The organism is Cupriavidus pauculus (assembly GCF_003854935.1).
GTDB classification, from domain to species: domain Bacteria; phylum Pseudomonadota; class Gammaproteobacteria; order Burkholderiales; family Burkholderiaceae; genus Cupriavidus; species Cupriavidus pauculus_C.
Genome location: NZ_CP033969.1, coordinates 3,339,219 through 3,364,116 on the forward strand (window position 1 = coordinate 3,339,219; position 24,898 = coordinate 3,364,116).

The window sequence follows — 24,898 nt, forward strand, 5'->3', positions numbered from 1 at the left end:
TTAGCCTTGGTTGTCGCCGTCGCTCGCGCCCTCGGCATCCGCCTTGTCGAGCAGCGCCTGCAGGTCTGCCTTCTTGGCGCCTTCGGGGATCTCGATGCCCTTGGCAGTCAGCGCGGCCCTCAGTTCGTCCACGCTGGCCTTCGGCTGCGTGGCGGCCTTCTTGGCGCCTTCGTCGTATCGCTTGTGGACGTTGGGGTCGAAGTCTTCCTCGTTGATGAGGACGAAATCGCCTTGATCTTCGCCCCACGGCATCACTTTGATGGTCTTCACGGTTGTGTCTCCAGTGCAGTTGCAGCACTCCGGGGCCCGAGCCCCGGAGCGTGACGAGCCGGTGATTAGCCCAGCAGCAGGCCGATGTGCTCGCGCTTGACCGCGGCGCACCCCCATGCCAGCGAGATTTCGTACTGCATCTGGCGGTATTGGGCGTACATCGCGATCTCGAACGACAGGCCGGTCAGCGGGTCGGTGATGATCATGCGGTCCACCGCCGAGTCGCCTTGTGCCGGCAGCGCGGGCGCGCGGGTCGCCAGAACGATGGCCGAACGGGCGAAGAACATGTTCCGGAATCCAGCAGCGGCCACCGTGATGTTCGTCGCGGCCGCCGGAATCGCCTGCAGCAGGCCGGGGGCTTGGAGAGTGATGGCCCCGCCGTTCGAGACGTCGGTGTCGCCGGCCGCCACGACGTACTTGTTGGTGTCACCCGCGAAGGTGATCACGTCACCGGCGACGATGGTGCCCGTACCGGCCGACGCCAGGGTGATGACGGTCGCGCCGACAGCGTAGCCAGCGGCGTTGGTGGTTGCGGCCGCGCCGGTACCGACTGCCGGTCGCTTGACCTGCGCCGACTGGCGCAGCGCCAGACCCTGCAGGCGATCGGTAATCCCGTCACGCAGCATGTCGGAGCGGCCTGCTTCGTTGACCTTGAACAGCACCGACTGCTTGCCGCGCAGGTTGAACATCGCCGCCGTGCCCAGCACCAGTTGGAAGTCCAGCCCCTGCGCGCCGTTCTCTTCCAGGATGCGCAGAGCGCCGGCCGAGTCGGTCAGATCGTTCGCGGTCCCGAACGGTGCGGTGCCCGGCGTACCGTAGGCGCGCGACGCGAACACGTTCAGTGCGGCGATATCCGATTCGACTTCGTTGACCAGCGTGCGCATGCCCTGCTGGATCTGGTTCGAAAGGATGATGTTGTAGCTGGCGCCGTTGTTGTCCAGGCCGAGCTTTTCCTCGCCGTTCCAGCGGATCGGCACGCGGCGCGCCTTGGTGATTTGCATCGGAACGTTGCCGACGGTCGCATCACCGTCGTTGGGCGGGGTCACGGCGGGCGTGATGTCGGTTGCCTGGGAGGCGCCCACCACGGGCGACATGACAGTCTGTCCGACGGCCGCTCGCTCGAAAGTCATGTCACCGGTAACGGCCGGGATGAATCCGACCAGTTCACGGGAGACGACGTCCAACGCGTTGTACAGCGTCGGGATCAGGCCCGTCAGCGTATTGGAGGCCGCCACGCCGAACTGCGGGGGTCGCGTTACCGCGTCCTGCATCACCTCGAACAGGCGCGCGGTGACCTTGGCCACGACCGCCATCGGGTACAAAGCGATGACGAACGCCACCGCGGCAAGCGTCATCACACGCAGCTTCGAGAAAGTGCTCTTCATTTGGATAGACCCTTGAAAAAGAAGATGGCCGCTCTAGGCGGCCTGGGATTGCTTGAGGGCGGACGTTTAGTCCGTAATCACCGTGTTCTGATCGCGCGCAGCGGCGGCCTGATCGGCCGGCGTCATTGCGTTGTACTGAGCACGGGAGATCGTGCGCTTGCCACCGGTGCCACCCTGGCCGCCTTGAGCACCGCTCCCCGAAGCGCCGGAGCCCTTCAGGATGTGAGCCTTGTGCGGATAACCATCGACCATGATCTCCAGCGCCTCGTCCGGATCGGCGAGTTCGCCGTGGCGGGTGCGCGAGAAGATCTTGGTACCGTCAGGGTTGGTGCCGACCACCTTGCCGTCTTCGACCTTGAACCGGTTCGCAAAGAGCGCTTGCGCGATCTCGGCGCCGGCCGGCCCTTCGGCGGCAAACTTCTCGGCGATGAACTTCGAGCGGTTGAAAACACTTCCGACCAGATGCGAGTTCAGTTGCGACTCGAGGTCCTTGGCCTTCTTGACGACGGGGGCGTACTTCTCTTCGACAGACCGGATCGCTTCGGCCTTCACCCGCTCGACTTCGCCGGCGTCCACCAGCTTCTTGTCGTCCAGGTTCTTGACCGTGGCCATCGCCTTGATGGCGGCAGCCGGATCCGAGATCCCTTCGAACGTCCGCAGGGCGGCTTCGGCAGTCTCCGCGCGCTCACGGTGGCTTTTGGCCTCGCCGTTGAGTCGAGAGATGGTGCCGACCGTGCTATCGCCATCGAACGGCGCTTCTTTGCCGTCGGCGCCGATGAACACAGGCAGCTTCTTGCCGCTCACTTCCTGGAGAACGATGTTTCCGGCTTCGTCGTACTTGAATGGCATGGTGACTTTCCTTGGGCATCCGCCCTGAGACTTTTGCGGCATCCACCGCGACGCGCCCTACGGCATCCACCGTATCCGGGCAAGAAAAAGCTGCAGCGGGTTAGGCTGCGGCCGGGTTAGCTGGTTTGTTAGGGCTGGTGGCGGGAGCCGGCAGCTTCGGCGCGTTGGCCTTGATTCGGGTTTTCTCTTCGTCCCACTGCCGCTCTGGGCCGATGACCCCGCGGCGCTGCGTCTCTTCGAACAGCGTCTCATCCGAGAGCGTTCCGTCGACATTCATCTCACGCAGCAGCTCGAGCGAGGCCTCGGACAGTGACGTCACGCCAAAGTCCTTGAACAACTGGACGTGACCGCCTGTCGATTCTCCGACCCATTCGGCCATCAGTTGAAGCGCCGCGTCGAGCGCATCCTCTTGATCCTCGGCCATCCGCTGGAGCGCGCACATGGCGGGCTCGTTGTCAGCCTCGGTCTGCTTGATCGTCGTGTTGCCCGGCTTGATCACCAGCAACTCGGCGCCGACCTGTCGCATCATGTGCTCCAGATCCTGCAACGACAGCCGTCCTGCTTCGATTGCCTTGCCGGTGTGCTCGACGTACTTCAGGTCGCCGTCAGCGTCGTCGGTAGTAACCGCGGCTGAGCCGCCGACCACAAGCTTTACATTGCCTGCATCATCGACGTCCAGCTTCTTGCCGAACAGAATCGGCACGCGCGCGACGTGTAGGATGGTCTGCTGGTCGCTCTTCGACTGCCAGTGCTCGACATTCATGTGTGCAAGCTCGAGCAGCGGCGGAACGCCGATCATGAAGTCCTTGCGCTTGCCGTAGAACGGCACGAAAGCAATCTTCTGCAGCGTCGTCACGCCTTCGTCGTACTTTGCCCAGTCTTCTTTGTTGCCGTCGACCTTCTTCTTGCGCCAGATCTCCCAGCGGCCAGGCTCCAGCACCCGGACTTGCTCGATTTCCTTCTCGTGGAACGGCCCGTCGTCCTCTACGGCCGTCTCAAGCAGGCGCAGTTGCGTCAGCGTACGAACCCCGTTGATGCGCTTGTCTTTCCACCCAAGGATGGCGTCGACGGTGATCGGCACGAAGTACGGCCGCGCGCCGATCTTCGCTTCCGCAGCTTGCGTCTTCACCTCGGCGGTGTTGACCGTCGGGAAATCGACCAGGATGCCAACAAGGCCGGCGGCCAGCGCATCCGTGAACGTGGCGGCGGCAAATGCGTGCAGGTTCCGTCCTTCGAGGTCGATGTCCTCGCACCACGCCTTGATCTTGGCCGGCATGTCGTCGCCAAGCGTGACGGGCTTGGAGAACGGCTTTGCAGCCAGAACCTCGACGGTACGGGCGAATGCTGGGAACAGCGTCGCCGTCTTCAGGCGGTTCTCGTACGACTTCGCTTCCTCGTTCGGCCATTGCGGCAGATACTCCTTGCCGGCGGCGCGCATGGCAGACGTTCCGCCAAGCAGCGCCTGGATCAGGGCCCAGTTCGCGGCCATCTTTTCGGCCGCCTTCGAGCGAGTGCGGACGTTTGGCTGCTGATCCATGTGGTTCGCTTACATAACGAGGTTGGTGACGCGCGTCTGACGCTTCACGATCGGGAACATCTTCACCAGCGGGTATCCGCCGGCGTCGTTGACGTGGTCGTGCCCGGTCGTCTTGTCGGGTTCGCCGTTCTTGTCGTACGGCTGCTGCTCCAGCGCCTCGGTGTAGACCGGGCAGAGCCTGGTGTTCACCTTCAGCCGGCGCGCGCCCTGGTCGTTCAGGATCAGCGCGTTCACTGAGTTCAAACGGTCCTTCACGGCCGGGTTCGTCGAATTCACCTCGATCTGGAAGCCGGCGGCCTTCAAGATGGAGAGGTCCGACTCCGACGCGTTTTTGCTGCTCGTGTTCTGGCCGCTGGCGTCGGGGTAGATCTTGACGTGATGCCCCTTGTCCTTGAACCGCTCTTTGAGCAGTTTGGCCATGGCCGGGGTGTCACGCACCTCGGTCAGTTCCGTCACCGCGCGCGGCTCACCGTCCCGGATCACGTATCCGACGGCCGCCATCTTAAGCACGTTGAAGTCCATGCCGACGTGCAATGGCTCGCCCTCTTGCAGAACGTCGTCCGTATGGTTCAGCGCGCGGTCGAAATCTGGGTACACGGACCCAGATGTCAGGTTGACGAACTTGCCACGCAGGTACGCGTTGATTAGCTGCGGCGGGTAGCTCTCCCGCAGCGACGGGATATAGTCGTCCGGCAGGTTCAGCGCGTTGTCATACGTGCTGGCCTGGATCAGCCCGTACAGTTCGCGCAGCTTCGGCTTCTCGCTCAACTGCTTCACGAACTGCTGGTAGACGAACTTGAACCCTTCCGGGGTCGTCGTCACGTCCACGCCGTTCTTCAGGCCGGGGACCTTGTAGCGCATCCGCGCGATGATCTTGCGCCAGGCCATTTCGGCCTTGAGCAGCGGCATCACGTCCAGTTCGTCGATCAGCGCGTGGCCGATCTTGAAACCGACAATCTTTGCCGGGTGCTCCATGGAGCGGCAGATCACCGTACCGCGGCACTTGCGCCCTTCGAAGGCGTGCACCTCGTGGTTCGCCTGGTTGATCACCACCCGCAGCCCCATGGTGAAGGCCACCTCTTCCATCGTCTCGTAGAAGATGTCGCGGATGTGCGGGTAGGTCGGCGCGAAGTAGCCCTGATTGATGCCGGGCCAGTTCCAGAAGTGCTCGGCGATGGCCGTGCAGCCTACCCACGTCTTGCCAGAGCCGAACCCCGCCACGTAGGCGCGGAACTTGTGCGGCATCTGCAGGAACTGCGCTTGCGGGATGTTCAGCGTGGCTTCGATGCCATCGGACAGCGTCTCAATCATCCCCATCAGGGTCATCCCCCGGCCGGCGCGCGTCCTGCACCTTGAAAGTGAAGGTCTTCGGCGCTGGCGGTGTGTCGTCCGGCGTATCCCCGCGCAGGCGGTTGACGAACATGCCGCCAGTTTCCTTGGCAGCCTGCTCGAGCAACTGGCTGACCATGCCCATGTTCCCTTGCTTCTCTGCCTTCGACACCAGTCGATTCAGCACCCGGAGGCGATACGCCTGGGTGGCTATTGGAATCTCGGCCGTCGCCTTGACGAAGCTGTCACGGGTCGCGGCGAAGACGTCCCGCCACTTTTGGCTTAGAGCCTTACCCTGCGCCTTGGTCGGGTCGTATGCCTGCACCTGCATCCGACTAACTTCGAGGCCAAATTCTTCCTTCACGGCGTCCACTACTTGGCTCGGCGTGTCGTAACACGCCAGCGCCTGCACAATGAACGCTTTCACGTCATCGTTAAGCGTTGCCATAGAGAGCGATCAGTAAAAGTGGAGTAAAAGCTATGCGGCACGTAACAAACATGTGCCGCATGCCCTAGCGACGTTCAAGCGAGCCACCTCAGGCGCCGCGTTGCTGGCATCGATCAGCCGCGCCAGAGCCCCATCGGAATGGCCAACGCCGTATCTTCGTACCACCCCAATAAACTCCTCCACGTCGTGCCCCCGCATGGCCAGCTTGGGCAAACCTTCCTTCGTGAAGCGCGGCGACCCGAAGTCGTCGAGGTCGTGACCGATGTGGTAGAGCTCATGCTCTATGAGCGCACAGAATTCAGCGTCCGTGCATGTGGCGCAATATGAGGCGTCGAGCGTGATCAACCACCCAGGCACACGGCCGAACCACTCCGATAGCTGCTGCTCTTGGCGCCCGCGCTGCCATCGGCCCACCCGGAAGACGAGTTCCTCCGTCTGTCCGATGATCTTGCGCATCTTGCTCTTGTTGGGCTCCCCAGCCCAGAGATACCCAACGTCCGCATGGGCCAGGTGATCGTGGTCCGGGTTGTACAGCGGCGCACCGTCCCGGAGGATGTTGGCGTGCACCCAGTCGTTCAGCGCAGGCACCGGCACGTAAAGCGGGCCCCATCGTGTCCCATCCCACTCCCCCATGTTGGCGGGGGGCATCGGCCTGCCAGCCTTTTGGGTCTTCGTCTTGGCCATGGGTTACTTCCCGCAGCCCTCGAGAGCCGCGACATGCCGCGCCAATAGGTTGTAGGCGTCCGCCCGAGCGTATAGGTCATCCGCCGCACCCGGCAGAACGTGAGCCAACCCGGTCTTGCGGTTCAGCACAATCCCCGGCGTATCGAGCAGCGCGGCCTGAGCGATGCGGAGTGCTTCGGTCAGTTCCATCGCTTCAACCGTCGTTCTTCGGCCACATCGGTACGCCACACATGAGTAACCACAGACCGACGCAGTAGCCGGCGTAGGTCATTCCCCACATGGGCACACCTCAAGGAATAGAAAGGCCCGCCGAAGCGGGCAAGACGTGCAAGCACGCCGGGAGGAGACGCTGGTTGCGGAAGGTGGAATCGAACCACCGACCTACGGGTTATGAGCCCGTCGCTACTACCGCTGAGCTATTCCGCAAAACCGGTACACAAAAAAGATTACGAAAGTCCTTGCTTGGGTAATCGTTTTTGTTTACTATTCATTCATCGCAACAAACAACGGAGGTGCGGTGAAGCAAAGTGAGTTTGTCCGTTGGCTAGCCGATCAAGGCGCTACCTTCAAGCAGGGCAAGAAACACCTGAAGGTTTCCCTGAACGGCAAGCAAACGGTGGTGCCAAGACATGCTGCGGAGTTGAAGACCGGCACAGTCGAGGCGATCAAGAAACAACTCGGACTTAAGTGAGGGCGGCCCCGAAAGGGGCTTGTCCCACTCGCTTCACCTCACAACCAGAAACTGAGGACTGAGACCATGCAATATCCGGCACTGTTGGAACCTGCATCCGAAGGCGGCTTCGTCGTGACCTTCCGCGATATCCCCGAGGCGATCACTCAAGGGGATACCGAGGCGGAAGCCCTCGATATGGCTACCGACGCGCTTCTAACTGCGATGGACTTCTACTTTGACGACCAGCGCGCGGTTCCGGCACCCTCGAAGGCTCGCAAAGGCGAGCAGTTGGTGGCGCTTCCTGCCAGCGTGGCGGCAAAGGTGCTTCTACTGAACGAAATGGTCGCGCAGCAGATCCGCCCTATCGACCTGGCTGAACGACTGGGGACGACGAAGCAGGAAGTGAATCGTCTCATCAACCTGGAGCACACCACAAAGATCGATCGGATTGGCGAGGCGCTGGCTGTTCTGGGCAAGCACCTGGACGTTGTCGTCGCGTAACACCGTGGAGCGGGCTGCCGGGATCGAACCGGCGTCTCGGCCAAGCCCGCAAATGTCGGAGGGGCCGGTGCTGATCTCCGGCACAGAGTGGGGCACCATTTTTCATAGCAGCCAGCAGACTGGCCTAGGAGGCTCTACCCACGTCGGTTGTTTCCATTCCCCGCGCATCAGCCTGCGCATTCCCTCACGGCTGGCGGTTGGATTTGAACCAACGACCCTTCGCAACTATCGCATTCGGCTCTACCGACTGAGCTACGCCATGCGTGAGGCGCCTCGCTTTGCGCGAAGCTTCGTCCTTTAGGCCGGCGTGAAGTCCACGTAGAACTTGTCACCCGGCTTGAACTGGTCGAACAGCGCTGGATTCTGGATCGTGATGTCCAGGTTGGCGCAAGGCGTCCAGCGCGAGAACGTGTTGTCTTCGTCGCCGGTGCCATCAGCGTTGTACGGCTGGCCGTTGCCAACCGCGCATAGCTTCAGTCGTTCGCTTACCTTAACCATCGGGTCGCCGGGCTTGTGTTTCGGGCCGTGGCCTTCGCCAGCGGAAACTTCCATCACTCGCATCTTGGCGCGCATCTTCGACATGCTTTCTCCTAAGGGTTATGGTTAGGTCGGCGGGCTTCCACCGGCAACCCCGGCTCTCCTGTTTTCGAGCGCGCAGCCGGATTCTGAAATTGAACTACCGCCTTACGTGAAGGTTGAGGGGCGGGGTTCTCCATCTGCCCCGCAGTGGGCAAGACCGTCAGCTTTCGCATCCCCTCACGACTGAAACCTGGCGGGATCGCCGCGCCCGGCTAGCACGGGCATCAGGTCTCATGCGTGAAGGTGCCGGTTGCGCCCGGCGTCCCGTGTTAAGGGGACCGCTTCGCCGCCCCTGCGGGCCGCGTACAGATTGAGGGAGCCTTCCTTCCGACCCGTGCTCAGATCACCCGCGGTCAATCGCACGAATGCGTCCGCTGCCAGCTCCTGCGGTCCATGGCCTCCAAGGCGTTGCCATGCCACAGCGCATCTCTGCGCTATCCCTCAAGGTTGGCGGCGTCAGGGCGTCCCCGACCATCGCTCGGATGCTCACGCGCCTAGCACGCGAACACCGCCAAACGTGAGAGAGCCGGGCTCTCCCGGCCTTCTTCTGAGGCTTCTACCAACGGCTGAACGCCTTCGCCGCAGAAAAGTAGTTTGCCTTCTGCTAATCGTTGCGCTATAGTTCGCGCAAACGGCACATGCATTAGCATGTTGCTCATAGCCCACCCGACAAGGAGTACAGCCTATGAACAACGCCCTCTACACGTCATCCAGCGCCAGAAGACCGCCGGCGCCCGGGTGCCGCAAAAGAAGAGCCCGCGCGCGACCCCAAGTACCTGGCGCACGGGTCGCGCGCTAATCCGGAAGAGCCCGGGGGTTGCCCTCCCGCGCCAGAACACCAGACCAGAACAAGACGAGAGCCCCACCGCCGTGGGGCTCTTGGCTTTTGAGGGCCGCGTAGAATGGTCGGACCCCGTCCCAGAAACGCCAAGAGCCCGGACAATGCCGGGCTCTGCTGTTGGGTCGCTTCATTTGGTTCGGGTGACCAGTCTCTAAGCTAGCCGAATCTTAGCAAACTCGGCGCACATATGCAAACACTTTGCACACATGTTAGCTCTCGGGGCACAAAGAATGGCGGTTCAATGCCACATCCAGCTTCCTCACTTGGTTGCATGCCGCCAACAGGTCGTCAGCAAATTCACCCATCAACTGGTGCTTGCTAGCGCCGTCGGCTGTCTGATAGGTCAGCACAACGCCGCTGACCTTCCCGGCTTTGAAGTCCTCGAGCAATTGCTCCAGGACCATGACACCCTCACTTACCACTTCGCTGCTTCTTGGTTTTTCCATCGTCTTCCAGGGTAATGACCCGTCCCGTTTGTTTTTGATTCCCTTGTTGAACAGTCGCCTCGTCTACGGGCATCTCTACATCGTCCGTGCGGACGTCCAGCAACTCCGCGATGGCGCGGAGCTTGTTGCTCGGCACCGTCAGCAGACGATCATAGACCCTACGGGCGAGCAGAATTTCGCTCTCGTCCGTGTGCAGTTCATCCAGCCATCCAAACGGTTTCCCCATGGCGTGCTCGAGACGGCGGGCCATCTCGTCACCAATGGATCGAATCGCGGCCGGCCCGACGCACTGCGACAGGTATGACTGAGACGTGCCTGCCATCCGGGCGAGTCCGGAGAGGCTACCGATATCCCGCTCCAGCAGGCGCACGTTCAGTTTGCGGATAGTTTTGATGTCCATTTCGCTATTGTATGTGTCACCACATCGCTGTCAACACATGTTCGTCTAGCTAACCCGTTACTCCTGCTAAACTATTAGCGTCGCCATCAACAAGGAAAGGACGCGAAATGAACCTCCGGGAATGGCTGGAAGCCACGCGCATCAACGGTTCCGACATCACCTCGGGCGAAAGAGAGCGCCGACGCGAGTACAGAGCGCGGGTCCTGAAGCGCGCAAAGACCAGCATGAGCACGATCCGAATCTCGCACAGCCGCGGCAAGCTGGGCCGCGACCTGGCGAAACGGCTGGAAGCGGCCACCAAGGGCACCTTTGCCGAGTTCAAGCTGCTCGACCAGATGCCGGAGCTGCGCGGCAAGGTGGACAACGACCCTCCGCCGGCGGACCTTCCGTCTACGGAACTCCGGCCCGAGGACGCTAAGGGATTGCCCGAGGCCCTCACCGCGGAACTCAGCAAACGCGGGCAACAAGCCGCCGCCGAAGCCGAATCCTGACGAACTTCGACGCATGCATACATGTGTGCGTCGCTTTCGTGCATCACCGATCAATCGGGCAGGCGGTGGCCACCGCCGCGCGGGCTCGCCCTGGCTCGCGCCGCCCGGCCTATTTCTTGGGCAGTAGGGACTCAGAATGATGAGATACAGCAGAGTGGCGGTCGCCCAAGGGGGAGCTCTTCATGAGCGATAGACCCGCACCATACCCAGCCGACACCCGCGCCAAAGGGTGGCGCTTCGAGTTGGACTTAGAGCAGATCGACCAGTCCGATACATGGGCGCTGACACCCGCCGAGATTCGCCCCTGGCTGCTGATGCTCTGGGCCGTGTCTTGGCGTCAGACCCCATGCGGCTCCCTTCCCGATGACGACGAGTTGATCGCCGTCCGGCTCGGCATGGACGCAGATCTTTTCGCCAAGCATCGCGCCAAGCTCATGCGCGGCTGGTGGAAGGCTGAAGATGGCCGTCTTTACCACGACACATTGACTCGACGCGTCGTAGAGATGTTAGCGCTGCGGGACAAGGAGAAAAACCGCAAGGCCGAGTGGCGCCGGAGGCAGGAAGAAGCGCGGAAGGCTGCGGGAACACACGGGACAACACACGACGTCACTGATTTGTCCCACGGGACAGACGCCGGAAAGACGGTGGATTCTCATGGGACGGACGACACCAGAACCAGAACCAGTACCAGTACCTATATCTCTTCTATTCCTGACGGAATAGAAGGCGGCGAGCCGCCTGTGAAGACCGCCGAGCAGATGACCAAGGACGAGCTATGGGCTGCTGGCAAATCACTGCTGCAGCAGTCCGGCATGCCAAAGGAGCAATGCGGCAGCTTCGTGGGCAGGCTGGTCAAGGACTACGACCCTCAGATCGTCGTGGACGCCGTGCGAGCGGCGGTCGTCGAACGCCCTGCAGATCCCGTCGCGTACCTCAAGGCAGCCTGCCAGCGTATGAAGGGCGAACGCAAGCCGCCGAATCGGCAGGAAGCACTCGAAGCGAATAACCGAGCGGTAGCCGAGAGAGCAGCCGCAGAGATCCTTGGAGCCACGCAATGACCCCGCAAGACGTCGCCCCCTTTTCCGCATTAATCTCCGACGTGTATGCCTTCTATCGCCAGGACTCATCGACCTTTGCGGTCAAGGTCTGGTGGCAGGCAATGCAGCCATTCGACTTCACGGCCGTAGCCGACGCATTGAACCGCCATTGCGTCAACCCGGATTCCGGCCAGTTCATGCCCAAGCCGGCTGATGTCGTCAAGATGCTGCAAGGCTCGACGCAGGATAGCGCGCTGGTCGCATGGGCGAAAGTTGACCGTTCCGTACGGACTGTCGGCACCTATCGGTCTGTCGTCTTCGACGATCCACTCATCCATCGCGTGCTGACGGAAATGGGGGGATGGATCGAAGTCGGCCGAAAGTCCGAAGACGAATGGCCCTTCGTTCGGAACGAGTTCGTAAATCGGTACCGCGGCTATCGCATGCGCAGCGAAACTCCGGACTATCCGCCTCACCTGATTGGCATTTCCGAGGCGCAGAACGCAAAAGCTGGGTTCCATGTGGAAGCACCGCTGCTGCTGGGAAACCCGGATACCGCTGCCATGGTCGCCAGACGCGGCACCAATACCCCCCTCCTCCAAATCACGAGGCCCCAAACACAAGCGCTGCGATTGGTAGCGAACGACGCTCGTAAGACGGGTGACGAAACCACTCCCCAAGCCGCCTCTTTTTGACTATCATGCTAACGTGTTAGCGTTTTGTTTCGCTATTAGCCATGCCGACCTGCCTCACCTGCCAAAGCTGCAACCTCAAGAGCGATCCCGCGATGGCGCGGCTCGGTTGGGGTCACTGCGAGAAGGATACGCAAGCCGGCAAGTTCCGCGCATTCGAGCGAGAGATTGAATGCGACAAGTTTGAGCGCCTTTCTCAGGACCTCGTCGACAAACGGGTCCAGTGGGCAAGCCGTCGTTGAGGTCCCTGTCATGGCTCGAAGCAAGCGCCCTCGCAAGCAGTACCGGCCGAAGCATATCAATCCCGGAGCGATCGTCGACGCATTCGCCGCGCGACTGCCGATGGCGGTCGACAAGCAGCAAGACGTTTCACTGGTAGCCCACCAATCCCTGACGGCGCTGACGCAAGGAAAGGGATCGGATTTTGACGTGGGGTGCCTAGCCGTCGCGATGAACCTGTCGATGCTGCTGTCGGAGATCGGCGTAGGGCGCGAATACCTAAGCATCGCCATTGCAGGCCAGGAAGCCGTCATGCGCTGTAAGGCGCGTGCCGAGCGCACCGGCAAATGGGGATTGGACGGCCCCGGAATCGCGGCGATTGAGCAGGCAATTGATCTCCACGACCAGCAGCTCGAAATCGCAACACAAGCGCAGATGTCTGCCGTGCTGCGCGAGATGAACCGCCGCAAAGCCAACCCGGAACACGTATTCAGAGTCGAAAAGGAGAACGCTTGATGCCGTCCCCCGTCATGAGAACCGCGAAGGCCGACCGCGCCCGAACCGTGCGTCAGATCGAGATCGTCGACGCGCTGGTATCGCACGCCGGCCAGCAGTTCACCCTTGCGGATCTGGTAGCCCGCTTCGGCTCAACGCCGGAGAAGCTGGCAAAGATCGCCAACCGGGCCTCCGAGTCCGCCCTACTCCGCAAGGGTCGTGACGTTGCAGGCGACGTCGTCTACTGGGCGCCGACGATCAGCGAGCAGGAGGTCGAGCGCAACCGCCACAAAGGCGACATGCGCGGCTACGAAGCCTACGTGTTCTCGCACTGGCGGATCGCCGAAGAAGCTCCCTTTGCGAGGTACGCATGAGGATCTACGTCGCCGGTCCGATGACGGGGATTCCGGAACTCAATTTCCCCTTGTTTCACGCCACCGCCGAGCGCCTTCGCGCGGAAGGCTACGACGTCGTCAACCCAGCAGAAATCAACGCTGACCCGTCTGCAGGCTGGCTTACTTGCATGCGGGCCGACATCCGCGAACTGGTGACGTGTGACGCCATCTATCTGCTGCCTGGATGGGAGAACTCGCGCGGTGCGTCATTGGAAGCGCACATCGCGAGGAAGCTCGGACTCCAGGAATTCCATGACGTCCCGATGGTCACTGCTGATTTTCCGATCATCGCCATGGGTCACGGAAAGATCGAGGTCGGCGACGCTGTGTGGAGCGGCCTGCCAGCTCTGTGGTTCGGTAACGATGGCCAGGGGATGGGGGTTGTCCGAGATCGCAACGAACCCGCCAAAGAAGGGGAAACGCTCGCCGTCTTCACGTTCGCCAACATTGGCGGGCTTGAGGCCATCGAAGCGGCGGTCGCGCGCGTGCGCGAAAAAATCCTCGCAACCGAGGTGCCGGCATGACGATCCTCGCCATCGATCCAGGCACGACGGAAAGCGGCTGGTGCCTCTATCACCCCGAGCGCGGCATTCTCGGCGCAGGCGTCAAGCCGAACGATCTGATGCTGATGGAGATCGGCCACATGCCGGCCGACGCTCTGGCAATGGAAATGATCGCGAGCTACGGCATGGCGGTTGGCCGCGAGGTGTTCGAAACCTGCGTGTGGATCGGCCGTTTCGTCCAGGCATGGCATGCGCCAAACGAAGTTCGCCTGGTCTACCGCCGCGACGTGAAGCTGCACCTTTGCGGCACGACTCAAGCCAAAGACGCCAATGTTCGCCAAGCCCTGATCGACCTAATCGGCCCGCAGGGCACCAAGAAGGCGCCGGGCCCGACTCATGGGGTTCGCTCCCACGCTTGGGCGGCTTTGGGGGTGGCGGTCACTGCGGCACACCAAATTCGGGAGTCCACATGCCCGAGCCCCTGATCGCCCTCCCCGGCGTCGAGCAAGAAGGTGCCGCGGCCTTCGAGCGTGGGCAGGCCATGTGCATGCATGCCATGCCGAAGGGCTTCGCTTTCAACCCCTACCCGCCCGGCACCGTCCTGCACGACAACTGGCTGCAGGGGTACGCCGGCGCTTGGCGCGAGTCGGGCAAGCGGAAGTGAGTACAACCGATACGTTGTAAGCGGAATTTACAACCTTTGTGATGTAAGGAGCGCCGTGAAAAAGAACATCGTAGTCGCCGTCACCTTGGTCGCCATCGGCTTTGCCTTCGGATTCGGCCTGAAGCTACTGATGTGGCTCCTGATCATTGTCGGGGTAGCCGCCGGCGTGGCCTGGTCGCTGACAGCCGGCGGCAAGCTTGGCGAAGACGACGTCGAGGAGGTATTCCCCGATCCCAGACCGGAAGGAACGCCGGACGTGCGTCACCAATGGCGCGGCAACAGCGCCAAGGCGCCTCACGCGAAGTAAAGGCCATGAGCGAAATCACCCTCGTGCGGAGGCCAACGGCCGAGATCTCGCAGCCAGACCGGGAGGCAGCTCGACGCGTGCTCTTCGGAGCCGTGGACGGACTTGGGGAGAAGGGTCGGAAGCAATGGCGCAGGTTCGTCAACGGCCTCTTCAGCCTGGAGCCGGGCGAGATGGTCGAGATCATCACGCACAAGGCGCGCAGCGGGCCGTTTCACCGATTCCATATGGCACTCGAACAGCGTGTATTCGAAGCTCAAGAGCGGATCGAAGACTTTGAGCAGTTCCGCCTCTGGCTGAAGCTTGGCGCCGGACACGTGACGTGGATGCCTGGCGCGAAGGGCGGCGTGTTCCCTGTACCGAAGTCGATTTCGTACGCCAAGCTTGAAGAAGGCGAGATGCGCGAGTTTCACGAGGCGGCCGTCGCGTTCCTGCGCACGCCGCATGCGCAGCGCTACCTGTGGCCGGCGCTGAAGCCGGGCGCAGCCGAGCAAGCGGTTGAGGCAGTGCTTGCGGAGTTCGAGCGATGACCCTACGCGTCGTACCAATCTCCTTTGCAGAGGCGAATGCGTTTGTCGCACAGCACCACCGCCACCATAAGCCCGTCGCTGGCACGAAGTTCTGCGTGGCTGTCGCAACCGATGCCGCAGTGTCCGGTGTCGCGCTGATCGGTCGGCCGGTCTCTCGCGCGCTAGATGATGGCTGGACATTGGAAGTGAACAGGTGCTGCACAGACGGCACGAAGAACGCCTGTTCGATGCTCTATGCCGCGGCTTGGCGAGCGGCCCGCGCGCTCGGCTATCAGAAATTGATCACCTACACCCTTCCTGAGGAGGGCGGCGCGTCCCTTCGCGCAGCTGGTTGGCATGTCGTCGCGCAGACGGATGGCGGCACATGGAGTTGCCCAAGTAGACCGCGCGTGGATACGCACCCGACGCAGGGCAAGCTGAGATGGGAAGCGCAGTGAGCAAGATCCGCAAATCCGCCAACGGAAAGGACTGCCAAGTTCGTATCGCTGGCGTCTGCACCTTCGACCCGACCCACACGATCTGGTCCCACTACCGCGGCTCGGCCGGCGGCAAGGGCCTGAGCATCAAGGCGCTCGATCTGTGCGGCGCCTATGCCTGCACAGCCTGCGACGCAGTCTATGACGGCCAGCGCCCTCGCCCCCCAGGCATGACAAAAGAGGAAGTAGACCTCGATTGGATGACCGGTCACATCCGATCGCTCGTGATCCTGGCGTGCGAAGGTCTGATCTGAGCCACAGAACGTATTTCGACGGGAGAGATGAATGAAGGTATTCCGGGACACGGACGCCGTACTGCGCTGGGCGTATGCCCTGCCCCAGCAACCCATTTGCAAGGTGTCTGACGCCCAACGCGCCATGGCCGGCGCCAGCGCTACAAACAAGAGCGCCGACGGTGACCTGAGCATCCAGGACCAGCATGCCCAAGCCGCCATGATCCGCGGGCACGTGGAAAACCTGCCGGAGCTGCTCAGCGCCTACTGCTGGGCCGCCTACTCCTGGGAAGACCACGAGCGAAAGGCCGGCAATCACGTCCTCGACCAACACCTCGCCGAAGTAACAGCGATTCGAAACAACCGGATGCGCTTCTTGCTGATGCGCCGGCACATCGAGTTCGGCCAACACCGCTGCATGTCCTGCGAACGCATCGCAGAGAAGATCGGCGTCCATAAGAGAACCATCCAACGATACGAACCCGCAGTGAAATCGGCCATGCAGGCGGTCACCGCTCAATTTTTCGACGCGCTCGACCCCTACTTTGTGGGGGCTGGCCTGATATTGCCGTAATTTCTTTTGCTAATGTTCTTGCACACGTGTTATCTGTTTGCTACAGTGTGCACATACGTTAGCAAACAGGGAGCGCGAGATGAACAATTACCAGGTCACCTTCACAACGAGCCTCGGCACGATGCGCGTCGACGTTGCCGCATTCGACCGCGACGACGCTCAGGAAGCGGCCATCGACCTGATGGAGCAGGTAGGCGTTTGCCACGGCGAGATCGTCTCGATCCGCCGCGCCGATCTGCACTGATCGGAGCCGGCCGTGGACCGCTACCAAGCCGAGGACGAGATCGAATACAACCTGCGCGCCGGCGCCATCGACGAGTACGTCGACGGCGATACGGCACTGGCGGTGTTGGGCAACCTCGTCAAGCTCTTCCACGCCCGAGCCAAGCCGGGCATCCCGATGGTCGAGCACCTGCGCCAAGTGAATCTGGCAATTGCCGGCGAACTCGCCAAGTTCACCGAGCAGGTCATCGCCGACAACGTCGATTCCGTGATCACGGCCGCCGCCGAGGATCGTCGCAACGCCCGCTCCAACTACCGCGAGCGGGTGTCCGAAGCGCACCACTGAGTCTTCCCAGGAGAAGAAAAATGAAGAAGTTGCTCCTCAGCGTGGCGCTGATTGCGTCGACGCTGTTCCCGCTGGCCGCCCATGCCCTGGACTTCGAGGTCGGAGCGGGCGTCGCCCGGTACACCACGCGCGGAAACATGATGTGGTACCAGGAAGGCTTCCCGCACACACTGGATCTGAACGCCCCCGCCTTCGAGGCCGGTCTCGCAGACAACTTCTACCAGAACGGCCGCTTCGGCATCGACTGGCACGCGAGCTACGTCTATATGGGCAACGTCCACTCGGACGCCATTGCGACGCCGGTCGACAGCAACTACGACAAGGTCAACAAGACGTGCTTCGGCGAGTGCTACGCCATGTCACGGTACGTGGCCAACGGGCACAACCAAGGCATCAAGCTGACCATCGAGCCGAACTACACCTACATGGGATGGCGGTTCGGTCTCGAAGCCGGCGCCTACATGTTCCGGCCTACTTGGCACGCCACGGTCTACGACGTGCCTCCGTGCAAGACCTGCGAGCCGCAGACCCTGAATGTTGCTAGCGACAGTCGGATTCAGGTTGCGCCGGTCGTGGGCGTGTCGATCGGCCGCGGCGGATTCAGCGTTGCCGCCCTCCACTACTTCAACAAGACGCGCGGCGACCCGGCTTTTCCCATCTGGAAAAGCACCACGACGCTGATGCTCAAGTACCGGTTCTGAACACCCCTTTTGCGGTGCCCTGCATCCCCCCGCCGGGGCGCCGCCTTTCTATTTCTACTGAGTCTGCCAAATGATCAGAGATCAGTTCATTCTCGACATCGCTCCCGAGATCATCATCGACAACTTCGCCGGCGGCGGTGGAGCAAGCTGCGGTATCGAACTGGCGCTCGGCCGCCACGTCGACATCGCAATCAACCATGATCCCGAAGCGGTGCATATGCATACGATGAACCATCCGCAGACCGAGCACCACTGCGAGAGCGTCTGGGACGTCGATCCACTCGCCTTGGTGCAGGGTCGCCCAGTTGGTCTGGCCTGGTTCAGCCCAGACTGCAAGCACTTCAGCAAAGCCAAGGGCGGGAAGCCGCGGGACAAGAAAATCCGGGGCCTCGCATGGGTGGCGATGCGATGGGCGGCCCTCGTGCGCCCGCGCATCATCATGCTGGAGAACGTCGAGGAGTTTCAGACGTGGGGCCCCGTGCTCGATGACGGCACGCCTTGCCCGAAACGGAAAGGCGACACATTCCGCTCGTTTGTGCGCCAGTTACAGGAGAAGGGCTATGCCGTCGAATGGCGTGAGTTGCGCGCTTGCGACTTCGGCGCACCGACTATCCGCAAACGCCTATTCCTGATTGCACGTTGCGACGGGCAGCCCATCGTCTGGCCCGAGCCGACCCATGGCGCGCCCGATAGCCCTCTCGTTAAGGCGAAGCAGCGCAAACCGTGGCGTACAGCCGCAGAGTGCATTGACTGGTCGATTCCCTGCCCGTCGATCTTCGAGCGGGCCAAGCCGCTGGCCGAAGCCACGCAGCGCCGTATCGCGCGAGGCCTGCGGCGCTACGTCATCGGCGCGGCAAAGCCCTTCATCGTTACGCTTTCCCATGGCGAAGGAAAGCCGGGGGCGGCCCGGCGCTGGGGTTCGGGCGCCCGTAGCACTGACGACCCGTTCCAGACGGTTACTGCGAACAGTTCATATGCCGTCGTCGCTCCCGTTCTGACCGAATGCGCCAATGCGTCCGGGCAGCGCAGTTTCCGCACCGACGAGCCCCTGCGCACCCAGTGTGCCGAGGTCAAGGGCGGCCACTTCGCACTGGCGAGCGCCACGCTTGTGCAGACTGGATACGGCGAGCGTGCCGGCCAGGCGCCACGCGCACCAGGATTGGACAAGCCCTTGGGTACCGTCGTTGCTGGCGGAGCCAAGCACGCCGTGGTGTCCGCCTTCCTCGCCAAGCACTATGGCGGGAACTATGAGGGACCCGGTGTTTCGCTGACCGACCCGGCCAGCACCATCACGACCACCGACCACCACGCGCTGGTAGCGGCGCAGTTGGTCGGTTGCGGCGGCCGAGCCGGTCAGAGCCGCCCGCGCGACGCAGGCGAGCCAATGCAGACGATCACGGCCAAGGGCGATACCGCCATCACCACGTCGCACCTGGTAAAGCTGCGCGGCCAATGCACGGGAAGCGCGACGGGCGAGCCGGTGCCAACCATTTCGGCCCAGGGCAACCACATTGGCGAAGTGCGCGCCTTCCTCGTGAAGTACTACAGCGAAGGCGGCCAGGATCAGGACTGCCGAGACCCGATGCACACGATTCCGACTAAGGACCGCCTGGGCTTGGTGACCGTCGCCGGCGAGCAATACCAGATTGCCGACATCGGCATGCGCATGCTGGAGCCCCACGAGCTCTACGCCGCGCAGGGATTCCCTTCCACCTATGTGATTGCGCCGATCATGACCAATGGGAAACCGCTTCCAAAGCGTGCCCAAGTGCGTATGTGCGGAAACAGCGTCAGCCCTCCCATGGCAGCGGCTCTCGTGCGCGCAAACGCCCCTGAAATGGCTAGTTGGTCGGCAAAGGAAGCTAACGCAAGCAAGGAGGTCGCATGAAAGAGCGCCCCATCCTCTTCAGCGGCGCCATGGTGCGCGCCATCCTCGACGGCCGGAAGACGCAGACGCGGCGTGTGGTGAAACCGGTCCCCGACATCGTCCATGGGGACATCGTTGCCCGCCACACGCCGAAGGACATGGCGCTTGGGCGCCTTGGGGAGATCATCCCTTGTCCTTACGGAGCGCCAGGCGATCGTCTGTGGGTGCGGGAGACTTTCCGGTTCACGTCCGACTTCGACGGCGACAGCCCTGCACGCGTGGGCGAGCGCTGCATCGATGCCGGCTACACGAAACCTTGGGCCCCGATCCACTACGAAGCAGACGGCGAGCGCCGGGACTGGATGTGGGTCGGCACCCCGCCGGCACGCGACGTATCGCCTGGGAAGACTCGCGTCAGCATCCACATGCCGCGCTGGGCGAGCCGCATCACGTTGGAAATCACCAGCGTACTGGTCGAGCGGCTGAACGACTGCAGCGAGGAGGACGCGCTCGCGGAGGGCGTCTTCAAACCGGGCCCTAGCGGCAACCTTCCCATCGGCCCGTGCGTCGAGCGAGTCTCGGACGGGAACGAGATCGTCTACTGCCAACGTGGCATGGCTACCGCCGAGTATCGGGAGCTATGGGACCAGATCAACGGCGCAGGCGCTTGGGCTGCGAACCCGTGGGTATGGGTCGTCGAGTTTCGGAGGGCAGCATGAAACTCTTCACCGTGGAACTGACCGTAACCGCCGTGGTGATGGCAGATGACGAAAGGCACGCGCGCATTGTGGCCGACGCTCGAAAGTACGACATCCAGAGCGACAGCCTGGACGACTTCGACGTTATTGGAGAGTTGAAATCTCTGGACAGGCTGCCGGAGGGCTGGGATGCAGACTGCATCCCCTACGGCGGCGACGGCGAGACGCGCCTGAAGGATCTGCTGCCAGAGACTGAGCCGGTGCGCGACACCCGCACCATCGACATGTTTGAGGAAGCTGGGAGCCCGGCATGAAACCCCTGAAGGCATACGAGGTCTACGACGGCGGCGACAACTGGACGATTGTCTTCGCCACCAACTCTGCCACCGCGCGCCGTGAAGGCGCTAGCGAGTGCGGCTGCGACTGGGAGGACGTCGACCACTGCCGCCGCAGACCCGCGCTCGATCAGTACGCCCCTGGCCCCGTGCCGCCGCTTGCACTCATCGAGCAAGGCTGGCATTACGAGTGCGGCCACTGCGGCTGTCGCGTTGACGAGGACATGGATGACGTCGAGCCGGACCCGCACTTCGACGCGTCAGAGGTAGGCCCCGTTGCTGTGGGTCAGATGGTGTACTGCAGCCACTCCTGCGCGGCAATGGAGCGCGCGGAGCGGCAATCCCGGAAAGCCGCCGAGTCGGCGCTCATTGAGCTGGTGGAAACCAAGTTCCCTGGCAGCGCGGTGACCCACGTCAATGTCTATGGCCACCGCTTGGAAGCCAAGCACGGCCACGACCAAGCCTGCTTCACCTTTCCGGGCGGGGCGTTTCCCGCTACGTACAAGTTCGGGGAAGGCGAAAGCGCATGGGTGTCGCAGTGCGATCAGGATGCGTTCCGGGCGGCGTATCGCGGCGATGCGGAGGACTGAGTATGCTGACCATCCGCCTTCCCCGCCCTGCAGAAATGGATGACGCTCCTCCGCCCGCAAATAGCGCCAAGCGCTCGAAGGTGGCCATCATCGTCTACAAGTGCCCGGAGTGTTTCGAGGAGTTCGACGACGAAGAGGATGCCGTCGACTGCTGCGATGACGTCGATGAACCGGAGCGCGACCTAGCGAAGGCATGCTGTCCTCAGTGCGGCAACACCTTCGAAACGATCGAGAGAGCCGTCGACTGCTGCATGTGGCTCACCCATAGCCCGGCGCAGCGGTGGGAGTTGGCGCGCCAGCTCCGGATGTTCGGGTACCTGCTCGACAGCGCGCTCGTGGGGATGGTGACGGAGGGGCAGCTATGACCGCCCTCACCCCATGGAATCCCGACCCCCGGGCCGTGCGCCGCGTGAAAGCCCCGTTGCCAGCGCCGACGCACTGCCCATGGTGCCAAGCCCGTGTGTCGATCGTGAAGAACAGCGAGATCTACGGCAGCCCGCACGGTGACTGGCCGTGGATCTTCCTCTGCGGCAACAAAGAGTGCCGCGCCTACATCGACATGTACCCCGGCACCGGCATTCCGCGCGGGACGCTGGCCGACTCTGCCACCCGCCAGGCCCGCGGCTGGGCCAAGCAGCTATTCAGCGGCGTCTGGCAGAGCGGCCACATGACCAAGGCAGACGCCGTCCGCTGGCTGGCCGGCAAGCTCGGCATCCCAGAGGAGGAGTGCGAGATCGGCCGCTTCGATGTGCCGATGTGCCAGCGGGCGGTTACGGCTTGTTTGGAGCTGGCAAGAAAGGCGGCTTAACGCTCGACGTAAAGCAGCGCGTCCATTTCAGCACGCGCCGCCTCCTCCACCACACGCTTAAATCTTGCCAACGTTTGGTAGTTATCGGCGTACTGTTCTCTTGCTGAAGCCCTCACGACCTCAAGGTCCGGGCTCCGCTCCCTCGTGGCCTTCGATACGGCAGCCGCCACATCAAAAGCTATGCTCCCCATGCTAAATATATGGTACGCGTAATTTTCCACGGGCATCCGGAGATTTGGAAAGTACAGAGTCGCTATGACGCTCGCAGTATCCACGTCCGTCGAATCAAAGCTTTCTACAGTGCCCGTTGCACATTGCTTAAAAAAGTCACTAGCCTTCTGGTGGCTAGCCAGAATATCTCGAAGAAGTTCCTCAATCTTGACGCGCTTTAGCGCATTGGCTTCCCTCGCCCTCCACTCGGCATGACCGATCTCGGTTTTGATTTCCTCGGTGACTCGCGTGTTTTCCTGCAGTTGCCGCTTGAGGTCATCGAAATCATCTCGGGTTGCAAGATTCTCGGCACGGCGCTTGATGTATGCGCCTGCGAAGGAGGCAAGGAACGATGCTGCCAGGAAGAGGCACCAGTAAAGCCAGTTCTCGGCGATGCGCCTGGAAACGATCTCGGTCACGAAAGCTTGGGTGGTAGCGTCCATCATGACCCCGTGATCGCGTGGTAGATATGCCATAAGGCGCTGGTTCTACTATCAGCGCTCTTCAGACAGTCGGCTTCAACGATTCCGTCGGAGTTGCGCTGGCACATACCTGTCAGAAGCGCATACCTCTCATTTTCGACCCGCGCTATAACGTGAGAAAGGTAGAGCACTGCTGCAACGAGCATAACGAGAGCCACGTTCTTGAGCATTAATTTCCCCTCCCATCACGTTTGTCCGCCGCCGCCTGTGCCCCCGCAGGAATGGCGCCATACAATGCCTCCATCTCTTTCGGCACTGTAATGGTTGTCTGAACGACAAAGTTCAAAGCGGCGAACAACCTTGCCACGACGTCTGGCGTGTCGTCGACATTCATCTCACCGGGATGCACCGCGTTGTTCCCAACGACCCGTATGGCATCAAGTGCATGGCGCGCCGGCTCGGGAAGCCCCTTTTCCTTCACCAGAAACTTGATGTCCTCATTGATGTTTTCGCCCTTACCCCCCAACTCCCTACACAGCTTTTGTATTGCCAGTCGAAGAAGAGCAGCAGCTCCGCGCGGAGAAACCGCCATGATCGCAGCAGCCTCCTCGTAATCTTGCCTGCAGGCGTCTGGAAGATCAGGGTTGGCAGGAGGGGCGGCAGTCGCCGTGGGATGGATCAATCTCGGACCGTGCCATAGCGCAACACCCTTGCACGAGGCACACATTGAGGCAGCAAAATTCTTCATAAGGGGCGCAGTCCGACCAACGTTCTCTGCTAGAGACACTGGCCCGTCTTCTTTGTTCGCGAAAGGTTTGCCGCCTATGTCCGAAAACGCCAGCGCTCGCACCCAAGTCTGGTGCGCGTACGCTCCGCAGTGCGGGCAGGAAAATCGTTGGGCATCTGCTGATGGGGGTACGTATCCGTTAGTCATGTCTGTGGGTTAAAGACGGCCTTCGTTTACCTGCGCAATGATGACGCGGTCATTCTTGGAGTCGTAAGAGCACCGCTGGCCGGAATTCTACGATGCAAGGTGTTGCGCGCAGGAACGCTAACGTGTTAGCATAAAATGAAGCTTGACACTCGTGCGTCGCGTGGCTAACCTTTGCTCATCGCTGAGACAACAGCGATACGGGATTGGCGTCCCGGATACACAGGCGCACAACTAAGCCGCGCCGCATATGCTCGCGGCTTTTTTGTTCGCAACGCTTGGCATCTCCTATGGTGGGCCGGGCGAGGGGGCCGCAAGGCCCACCGGTTCCTGTGTTTCCGGCACGCCAACCTCGTTTCGGTCCACCACCCCGATTGGCGTCGGGGGGCGGATTACCCGCTAACACAGGAGTTGTCATGCAAGTATCGACTCGCCGCGCCGTCGCGCACCCTAAGCTGGACCTCTTCCGCGCTATCGAATGCGCCCGCGAAGCACGGTTCGACGAATTCCACACTAATCGTCGTCCGCTGCCGCACGCCTCAACGGCACAGCACGCTCATACCACTGGCTTGGGAGCGTGACATGTCGACCCTCTCATTCCGTTTTCACGAAGCTCATCCCATCCGAGTAGTCATGGTTCTGGACGAGCCTTGGTTCGTGGCTTCTGACGTATGCGCGGTACTCGACTATCGTGACGCTTTCAATGCTGTACGCATCCTAGATGCAGACGAGAAGGGTACTCACAATATGAGTACCCCTGGTGGCGAACAACGCGTCACCATCATCAGCGAGTCCGGCCTCTATGCCCTGGTGCTGCGCAGCCGCAAGCCGGAGGCACGCCAATTCCGCAAGTGGGTGACGGCTGAGGTGTTGCCGGCCATCCGGAAGACGGGGCGCTACGAGACGCCGGCAGCGCCGGTGGAGAGGAAGGTGGCGACGCCGACCGAGTTCCTGTCGCTTCCGTTCATCGACGTCAACTCCCCCTTCCGCTTCTGGTGCCTGCCGCTGGATGGATTTCCACATCCTCAAAGGCCACTACTGCGGCTTCTTCGGAACTCTTGGCCACGCCGCGTGGCTGACGGCCCGCAGCCCTGCCCTGACCCAACTCCACTGATTAATTCGGCGTCGCGCTCCGCGCGGCGCTGAATCCCACTTGCGCACGCGTTATTCTTTTGCTAATGTGTGTGCATGTCAGTTAGCAAACCGCCTGCGA

General features: G+C 61.8%; 39 protein-coding genes and 2 tRNA genes. 26 read left to right on the top strand and 15 right to left on the bottom strand.

Features of this window, described 5'->3' with window-relative positions; genetic code table 11:
* The 9 genes from EHF44_RS16775 to EHF44_RS16815 all read right to left on the bottom strand — a co-directional run bounded on the left by EHF44_RS16775 (position 1) and on the right by EHF44_RS16815 (position 6,928).
* On the bottom strand, positions 1–270 hold the full coding sequence (locus EHF44_RS16775; RefSeq protein ID WP_253699910.1) for a HeH/LEM domain-containing protein: 270 nt from the start codon (positions 268–270) through the stop codon (positions 1–3).
* A gap of 65 nt (positions 271–335) precedes the next feature.
* Positions 336–1,655, bottom strand: a complete 1,320-nt coding sequence (locus EHF44_RS16780) for a P22 phage major capsid protein family protein (protein WP_124684692.1) — start codon at positions 1,653–1,655, stop codon at positions 336–338.
* A gap of 66 nt (positions 1,656–1,721) precedes the next feature.
* On the bottom strand, positions 1,722–2,504 hold the full coding sequence (locus tag EHF44_RS16785) for a DUF6651 domain-containing protein (protein ID WP_124684693.1): 783 nt from the start codon (positions 2,502–2,504) through the stop codon (positions 1,722–1,724).
* A 100-nt stretch (positions 2,505–2,604) separates the two neighbouring features.
* Positions 2,605–4,041: a DUF4055 domain-containing protein gene (locus tag EHF44_RS16790; RefSeq protein ID WP_253699912.1), complete on the bottom strand. Its 1,437-nt coding sequence runs from the start codon at positions 4,039–4,041 to the stop codon at positions 2,605–2,607.
* Positions 4,042–4,050: 9 nt separating this feature from the next.
* Positions 4,051–5,352 carry a terminase large subunit domain-containing protein gene (locus EHF44_RS16795; protein ID WP_124685156.1) on the bottom strand — a complete coding sequence of 434 codons (1,302 nt, stop codon included), beginning with the start codon at positions 5,350–5,352 and terminating at the stop codon, positions 4,051–4,053.
* A complete protein-coding gene (locus tag EHF44_RS16800; protein ID WP_124684694.1) occupies positions 5,345–5,818 on the bottom strand; it encodes a DUF2280 domain-containing protein in 474 nt (157 codons plus the stop codon). The genes EHF44_RS16795 and EHF44_RS16800 overlap by 8 nt, the downstream gene beginning before the upstream one ends.
* 30 nt (positions 5,819–5,848) lie before the next feature.
* On the bottom strand, positions 5,849–6,502 hold the full coding sequence (locus tag EHF44_RS16805) for a putative metallopeptidase (RefSeq protein ID WP_124684695.1): 654 nt from the start codon (positions 6,500–6,502) through the stop codon (positions 5,849–5,851).
* Positions 6,503–6,505: 3 nt separating this feature from the next.
* A complete protein-coding gene (locus tag EHF44_RS16810) occupies positions 6,506–6,691 on the bottom strand; it encodes a hypothetical protein (RefSeq protein WP_124684696.1) in 186 nt (61 codons plus the stop codon).
* A gap of 161 nt (positions 6,692–6,852) precedes the next feature.
* Positions 6,853–6,928: transfer RNA gene (locus EHF44_RS16815), tRNA-Met, on the bottom strand.
* Positions 6,929–7,019: 91 nt separating this feature from the next.
* On the opposite strand from EHF44_RS16815, the gene EHF44_RS16820 reads away from it, so the two are divergent.
* Both EHF44_RS16820 and EHF44_RS16825 read left to right on the top strand, forming a co-directional pair.
* On the top strand, positions 7,020–7,193 hold the full coding sequence (locus EHF44_RS16820; RefSeq protein WP_124684697.1) for a type II toxin-antitoxin system HicA family toxin: 174 nt from the start codon (positions 7,020–7,022) through the stop codon (positions 7,191–7,193).
* A gap of 66 nt (positions 7,194–7,259) precedes the next feature.
* On the top strand, positions 7,260–7,676 hold the full coding sequence (locus tag EHF44_RS16825) for a type II toxin-antitoxin system HicB family antitoxin (RefSeq protein WP_124684698.1): 417 nt from the start codon (positions 7,260–7,262) through the stop codon (positions 7,674–7,676).
* A gap of 188 nt (positions 7,677–7,864) precedes the next feature.
* On the opposite strand, the gene EHF44_RS16830 is transcribed toward EHF44_RS16825, so the two are convergent.
* The 4 genes from EHF44_RS16830 to EHF44_RS16845 form a co-directional block, all read right to left on the bottom strand.
* A tRNA-OTHER gene (locus tag EHF44_RS16830) sits at positions 7,865–7,939 on the bottom strand.
* A gap of 34 nt (positions 7,940–7,973) precedes the next feature.
* On the bottom strand, positions 7,974–8,258 hold the full coding sequence (locus EHF44_RS16835) for a hypothetical protein (RefSeq protein WP_124684699.1): 285 nt from the start codon (positions 8,256–8,258) through the stop codon (positions 7,974–7,976).
* A 1,047-nt stretch (positions 8,259–9,305) separates the two neighbouring features.
* Positions 9,306–9,500 (bottom strand): hypothetical protein, encoded by a 195-nt coding sequence (locus tag EHF44_RS16840; protein WP_124684700.1) that lies wholly within the window; start codon positions 9,498–9,500, stop codon positions 9,306–9,308.
* Between the two features lie 7 nt (positions 9,501–9,507).
* Positions 9,508–9,942 carry a hypothetical protein gene (locus EHF44_RS16845; protein ID WP_124684701.1) on the bottom strand — a complete coding sequence of 145 codons (435 nt, stop codon included), beginning with the start codon at positions 9,940–9,942 and terminating at the stop codon, positions 9,508–9,510.
* A gap of 107 nt (positions 9,943–10,049) precedes the next feature.
* On the opposite strand from EHF44_RS16845, the gene EHF44_RS16850 reads away from it, so the two are divergent.
* From EHF44_RS16850 to EHF44_RS16955, 23 genes are all read left to right on the top strand, one after another.
* Positions 10,050–10,433 (top strand): hypothetical protein, encoded by a 384-nt coding sequence (locus EHF44_RS16850; RefSeq protein WP_124684702.1) that lies wholly within the window; start codon positions 10,050–10,052, stop codon positions 10,431–10,433.
* A gap of 182 nt (positions 10,434–10,615) precedes the next feature.
* Positions 10,616–11,491: a DUF1376 domain-containing protein gene (locus EHF44_RS16855; RefSeq protein ID WP_124684703.1), complete on the top strand. Its 876-nt coding sequence runs from the start codon at positions 10,616–10,618 to the stop codon at positions 11,489–11,491.
* On the top strand, positions 11,488–12,165 hold the full coding sequence (locus EHF44_RS16860) for a DUF6475 domain-containing protein (RefSeq protein WP_124684704.1): 678 nt from the start codon (positions 11,488–11,490) through the stop codon (positions 12,163–12,165). The genes EHF44_RS16855 and EHF44_RS16860 overlap by 4 nt, the downstream gene beginning before the upstream one ends.
* Before the next feature lie 41 nt (positions 12,166–12,206).
* The gene (locus EHF44_RS16865) at positions 12,207–12,404 is read left to right on the top strand and encodes a hypothetical protein (protein ID WP_124684705.1); all 198 of its coding nucleotides are present in this window, start codon (positions 12,207–12,209) and stop codon (positions 12,402–12,404) included.
* Positions 12,405–12,414: 10 nt separating this feature from the next.
* On the top strand, positions 12,415–12,897 hold the full coding sequence (locus tag EHF44_RS16870; protein WP_124684706.1) for a hypothetical protein: 483 nt from the start codon (positions 12,415–12,417) through the stop codon (positions 12,895–12,897).
* Complete coding sequence (locus tag EHF44_RS16875; protein WP_124684707.1) at positions 12,897–13,250, top strand: hypothetical protein; 354 nt, start codon at positions 12,897–12,899, stop codon at positions 13,248–13,250. The genes EHF44_RS16870 and EHF44_RS16875 overlap by 1 nt, the downstream gene beginning before the upstream one ends.
* Positions 13,247–13,795, top strand: coding sequence for a DUF4406 domain-containing protein (locus EHF44_RS16880; protein WP_124684708.1), 549 nt, complete (start codon positions 13,247–13,249; stop codon positions 13,793–13,795). Before EHF44_RS16875 ends, EHF44_RS16880 begins: the two co-directional genes overlap by 4 nt.
* The gene (locus EHF44_RS16885; protein WP_124684709.1) at positions 13,792–14,259 is read left to right on the top strand and encodes a hypothetical protein; all 468 of its coding nucleotides are present in this window, start codon (positions 13,792–13,794) and stop codon (positions 14,257–14,259) included. Before EHF44_RS16880 ends, EHF44_RS16885 begins: the two co-directional genes overlap by 4 nt.
* Entirely contained in the window at positions 14,244–14,438 is a 195-nt protein-coding gene (locus EHF44_RS16890) for a hypothetical protein (RefSeq protein ID WP_124684710.1), read from the top strand. The genes EHF44_RS16885 and EHF44_RS16890 overlap by 16 nt, the downstream gene beginning before the upstream one ends.
* 55 nt (positions 14,439–14,493) lie before the next feature.
* A complete protein-coding gene (locus tag EHF44_RS16895) occupies positions 14,494–14,745 on the top strand; it encodes a hypothetical protein (protein WP_124684711.1) in 252 nt (83 codons plus the stop codon).
* A gap of 5 nt (positions 14,746–14,750) precedes the next feature.
* A complete protein-coding gene (locus tag EHF44_RS16900) occupies positions 14,751–15,272 on the top strand; it encodes a DUF1367 family protein (protein ID WP_124684712.1) in 522 nt (173 codons plus the stop codon).
* Complete coding sequence (locus tag EHF44_RS16905) at positions 15,269–15,709, top strand: XF1762 family protein (RefSeq protein ID WP_124684713.1); 441 nt, start codon at positions 15,269–15,271, stop codon at positions 15,707–15,709. The genes EHF44_RS16900 and EHF44_RS16905 overlap by 4 nt, the downstream gene beginning before the upstream one ends.
* Complete coding sequence (locus tag EHF44_RS16910; protein ID WP_172966079.1) at positions 15,706–16,002, top strand: nuclease domain-containing protein; 297 nt, start codon at positions 15,706–15,708, stop codon at positions 16,000–16,002. The genes EHF44_RS16905 and EHF44_RS16910 overlap by 4 nt, the downstream gene beginning before the upstream one ends.
* A 31-nt stretch (positions 16,003–16,033) precedes the next feature.
* Positions 16,034–16,555, top strand: coding sequence for a hypothetical protein (locus EHF44_RS16915; RefSeq protein ID WP_124684715.1), 522 nt, complete (start codon positions 16,034–16,036; stop codon positions 16,553–16,555).
* Positions 16,556–16,634: 79 nt separating this feature from the next.
* Positions 16,635–16,799, top strand: coding sequence for a hypothetical protein (locus EHF44_RS28390; RefSeq protein ID WP_172966080.1), 165 nt, complete (start codon positions 16,635–16,637; stop codon positions 16,797–16,799).
* Positions 16,800–16,811: 12 nt separating this feature from the next.
* On the top strand, positions 16,812–17,123 hold the full coding sequence (locus EHF44_RS16920; protein ID WP_124684716.1) for a hypothetical protein: 312 nt from the start codon (positions 16,812–16,814) through the stop codon (positions 17,121–17,123).
* 20 nt (positions 17,124–17,143) lie between these two features.
* On the top strand, positions 17,144–17,824 hold the full coding sequence (locus EHF44_RS16925; protein WP_124684717.1) for a hypothetical protein: 681 nt from the start codon (positions 17,144–17,146) through the stop codon (positions 17,822–17,824).
* A gap of 70 nt (positions 17,825–17,894) precedes the next feature.
* Entirely contained in the window at positions 17,895–19,712 is a 1,818-nt protein-coding gene (locus EHF44_RS16930) for a DNA cytosine methyltransferase (RefSeq protein ID WP_124684718.1), read from the top strand.
* A complete protein-coding gene (locus EHF44_RS16935; protein ID WP_124684719.1) occupies positions 19,709–20,410 on the top strand; it encodes a hypothetical protein in 702 nt (233 codons plus the stop codon). The genes EHF44_RS16930 and EHF44_RS16935 overlap by 4 nt, the downstream gene beginning before the upstream one ends.
* Positions 20,407–20,703, top strand: a complete 297-nt coding sequence (locus EHF44_RS16940) for a hypothetical protein (protein WP_124684720.1) — start codon at positions 20,407–20,409, stop codon at positions 20,701–20,703. Before EHF44_RS16935 ends, EHF44_RS16940 begins: the two co-directional genes overlap by 4 nt.
* Positions 20,700–21,314 (top strand): hypothetical protein, encoded by a 615-nt coding sequence (locus EHF44_RS16945; protein WP_124684721.1) that lies wholly within the window; start codon positions 20,700–20,702, stop codon positions 21,312–21,314. Before EHF44_RS16940 ends, EHF44_RS16945 begins: the two co-directional genes overlap by 4 nt.
* A 2-nt stretch (positions 21,315–21,316) precedes the next feature.
* Positions 21,317–21,679 carry a hypothetical protein gene (locus tag EHF44_RS16950; RefSeq protein WP_124684722.1) on the top strand — a complete coding sequence of 121 codons (363 nt, stop codon included), beginning with the start codon at positions 21,317–21,319 and terminating at the stop codon, positions 21,677–21,679.
* Positions 21,676–22,122: a zinc-finger-containing protein gene (locus tag EHF44_RS16955; RefSeq protein ID WP_124684723.1), complete on the top strand. Its 447-nt coding sequence runs from the start codon at positions 21,676–21,678 to the stop codon at positions 22,120–22,122. Before EHF44_RS16950 ends, EHF44_RS16955 begins: the two co-directional genes overlap by 4 nt.
* Here the strand turns inward: EHF44_RS16955 and EHF44_RS16960 are convergent.
* Positions 22,119–22,778 carry a hypothetical protein gene (locus EHF44_RS16960; RefSeq protein WP_124684724.1) on the bottom strand — a complete coding sequence of 220 codons (660 nt, stop codon included), beginning with the start codon at positions 22,776–22,778 and terminating at the stop codon, positions 22,119–22,121. The genes EHF44_RS16955 and EHF44_RS16960 overlap by 4 nt on opposite strands.
* Positions 22,779–22,983: 205 nt before the next feature.
* Positions 22,984–23,502, bottom strand: a complete 519-nt coding sequence (locus EHF44_RS16965) for a DUF4145 domain-containing protein (protein WP_216643968.1) — start codon at positions 23,500–23,502, stop codon at positions 22,984–22,986.
* 765 nt (positions 23,503–24,267) lie between these two features.
* Between EHF44_RS16965 and EHF44_RS16970 the strand changes: the two genes are divergently transcribed.
* Complete coding sequence (locus tag EHF44_RS16970; protein ID WP_124684726.1) at positions 24,268–24,831, top strand: BRO-N domain-containing protein; 564 nt, start codon at positions 24,268–24,270, stop codon at positions 24,829–24,831.
* The last annotated feature ends 67 nt before the right edge of the window (positions 24,832–24,898 follow it).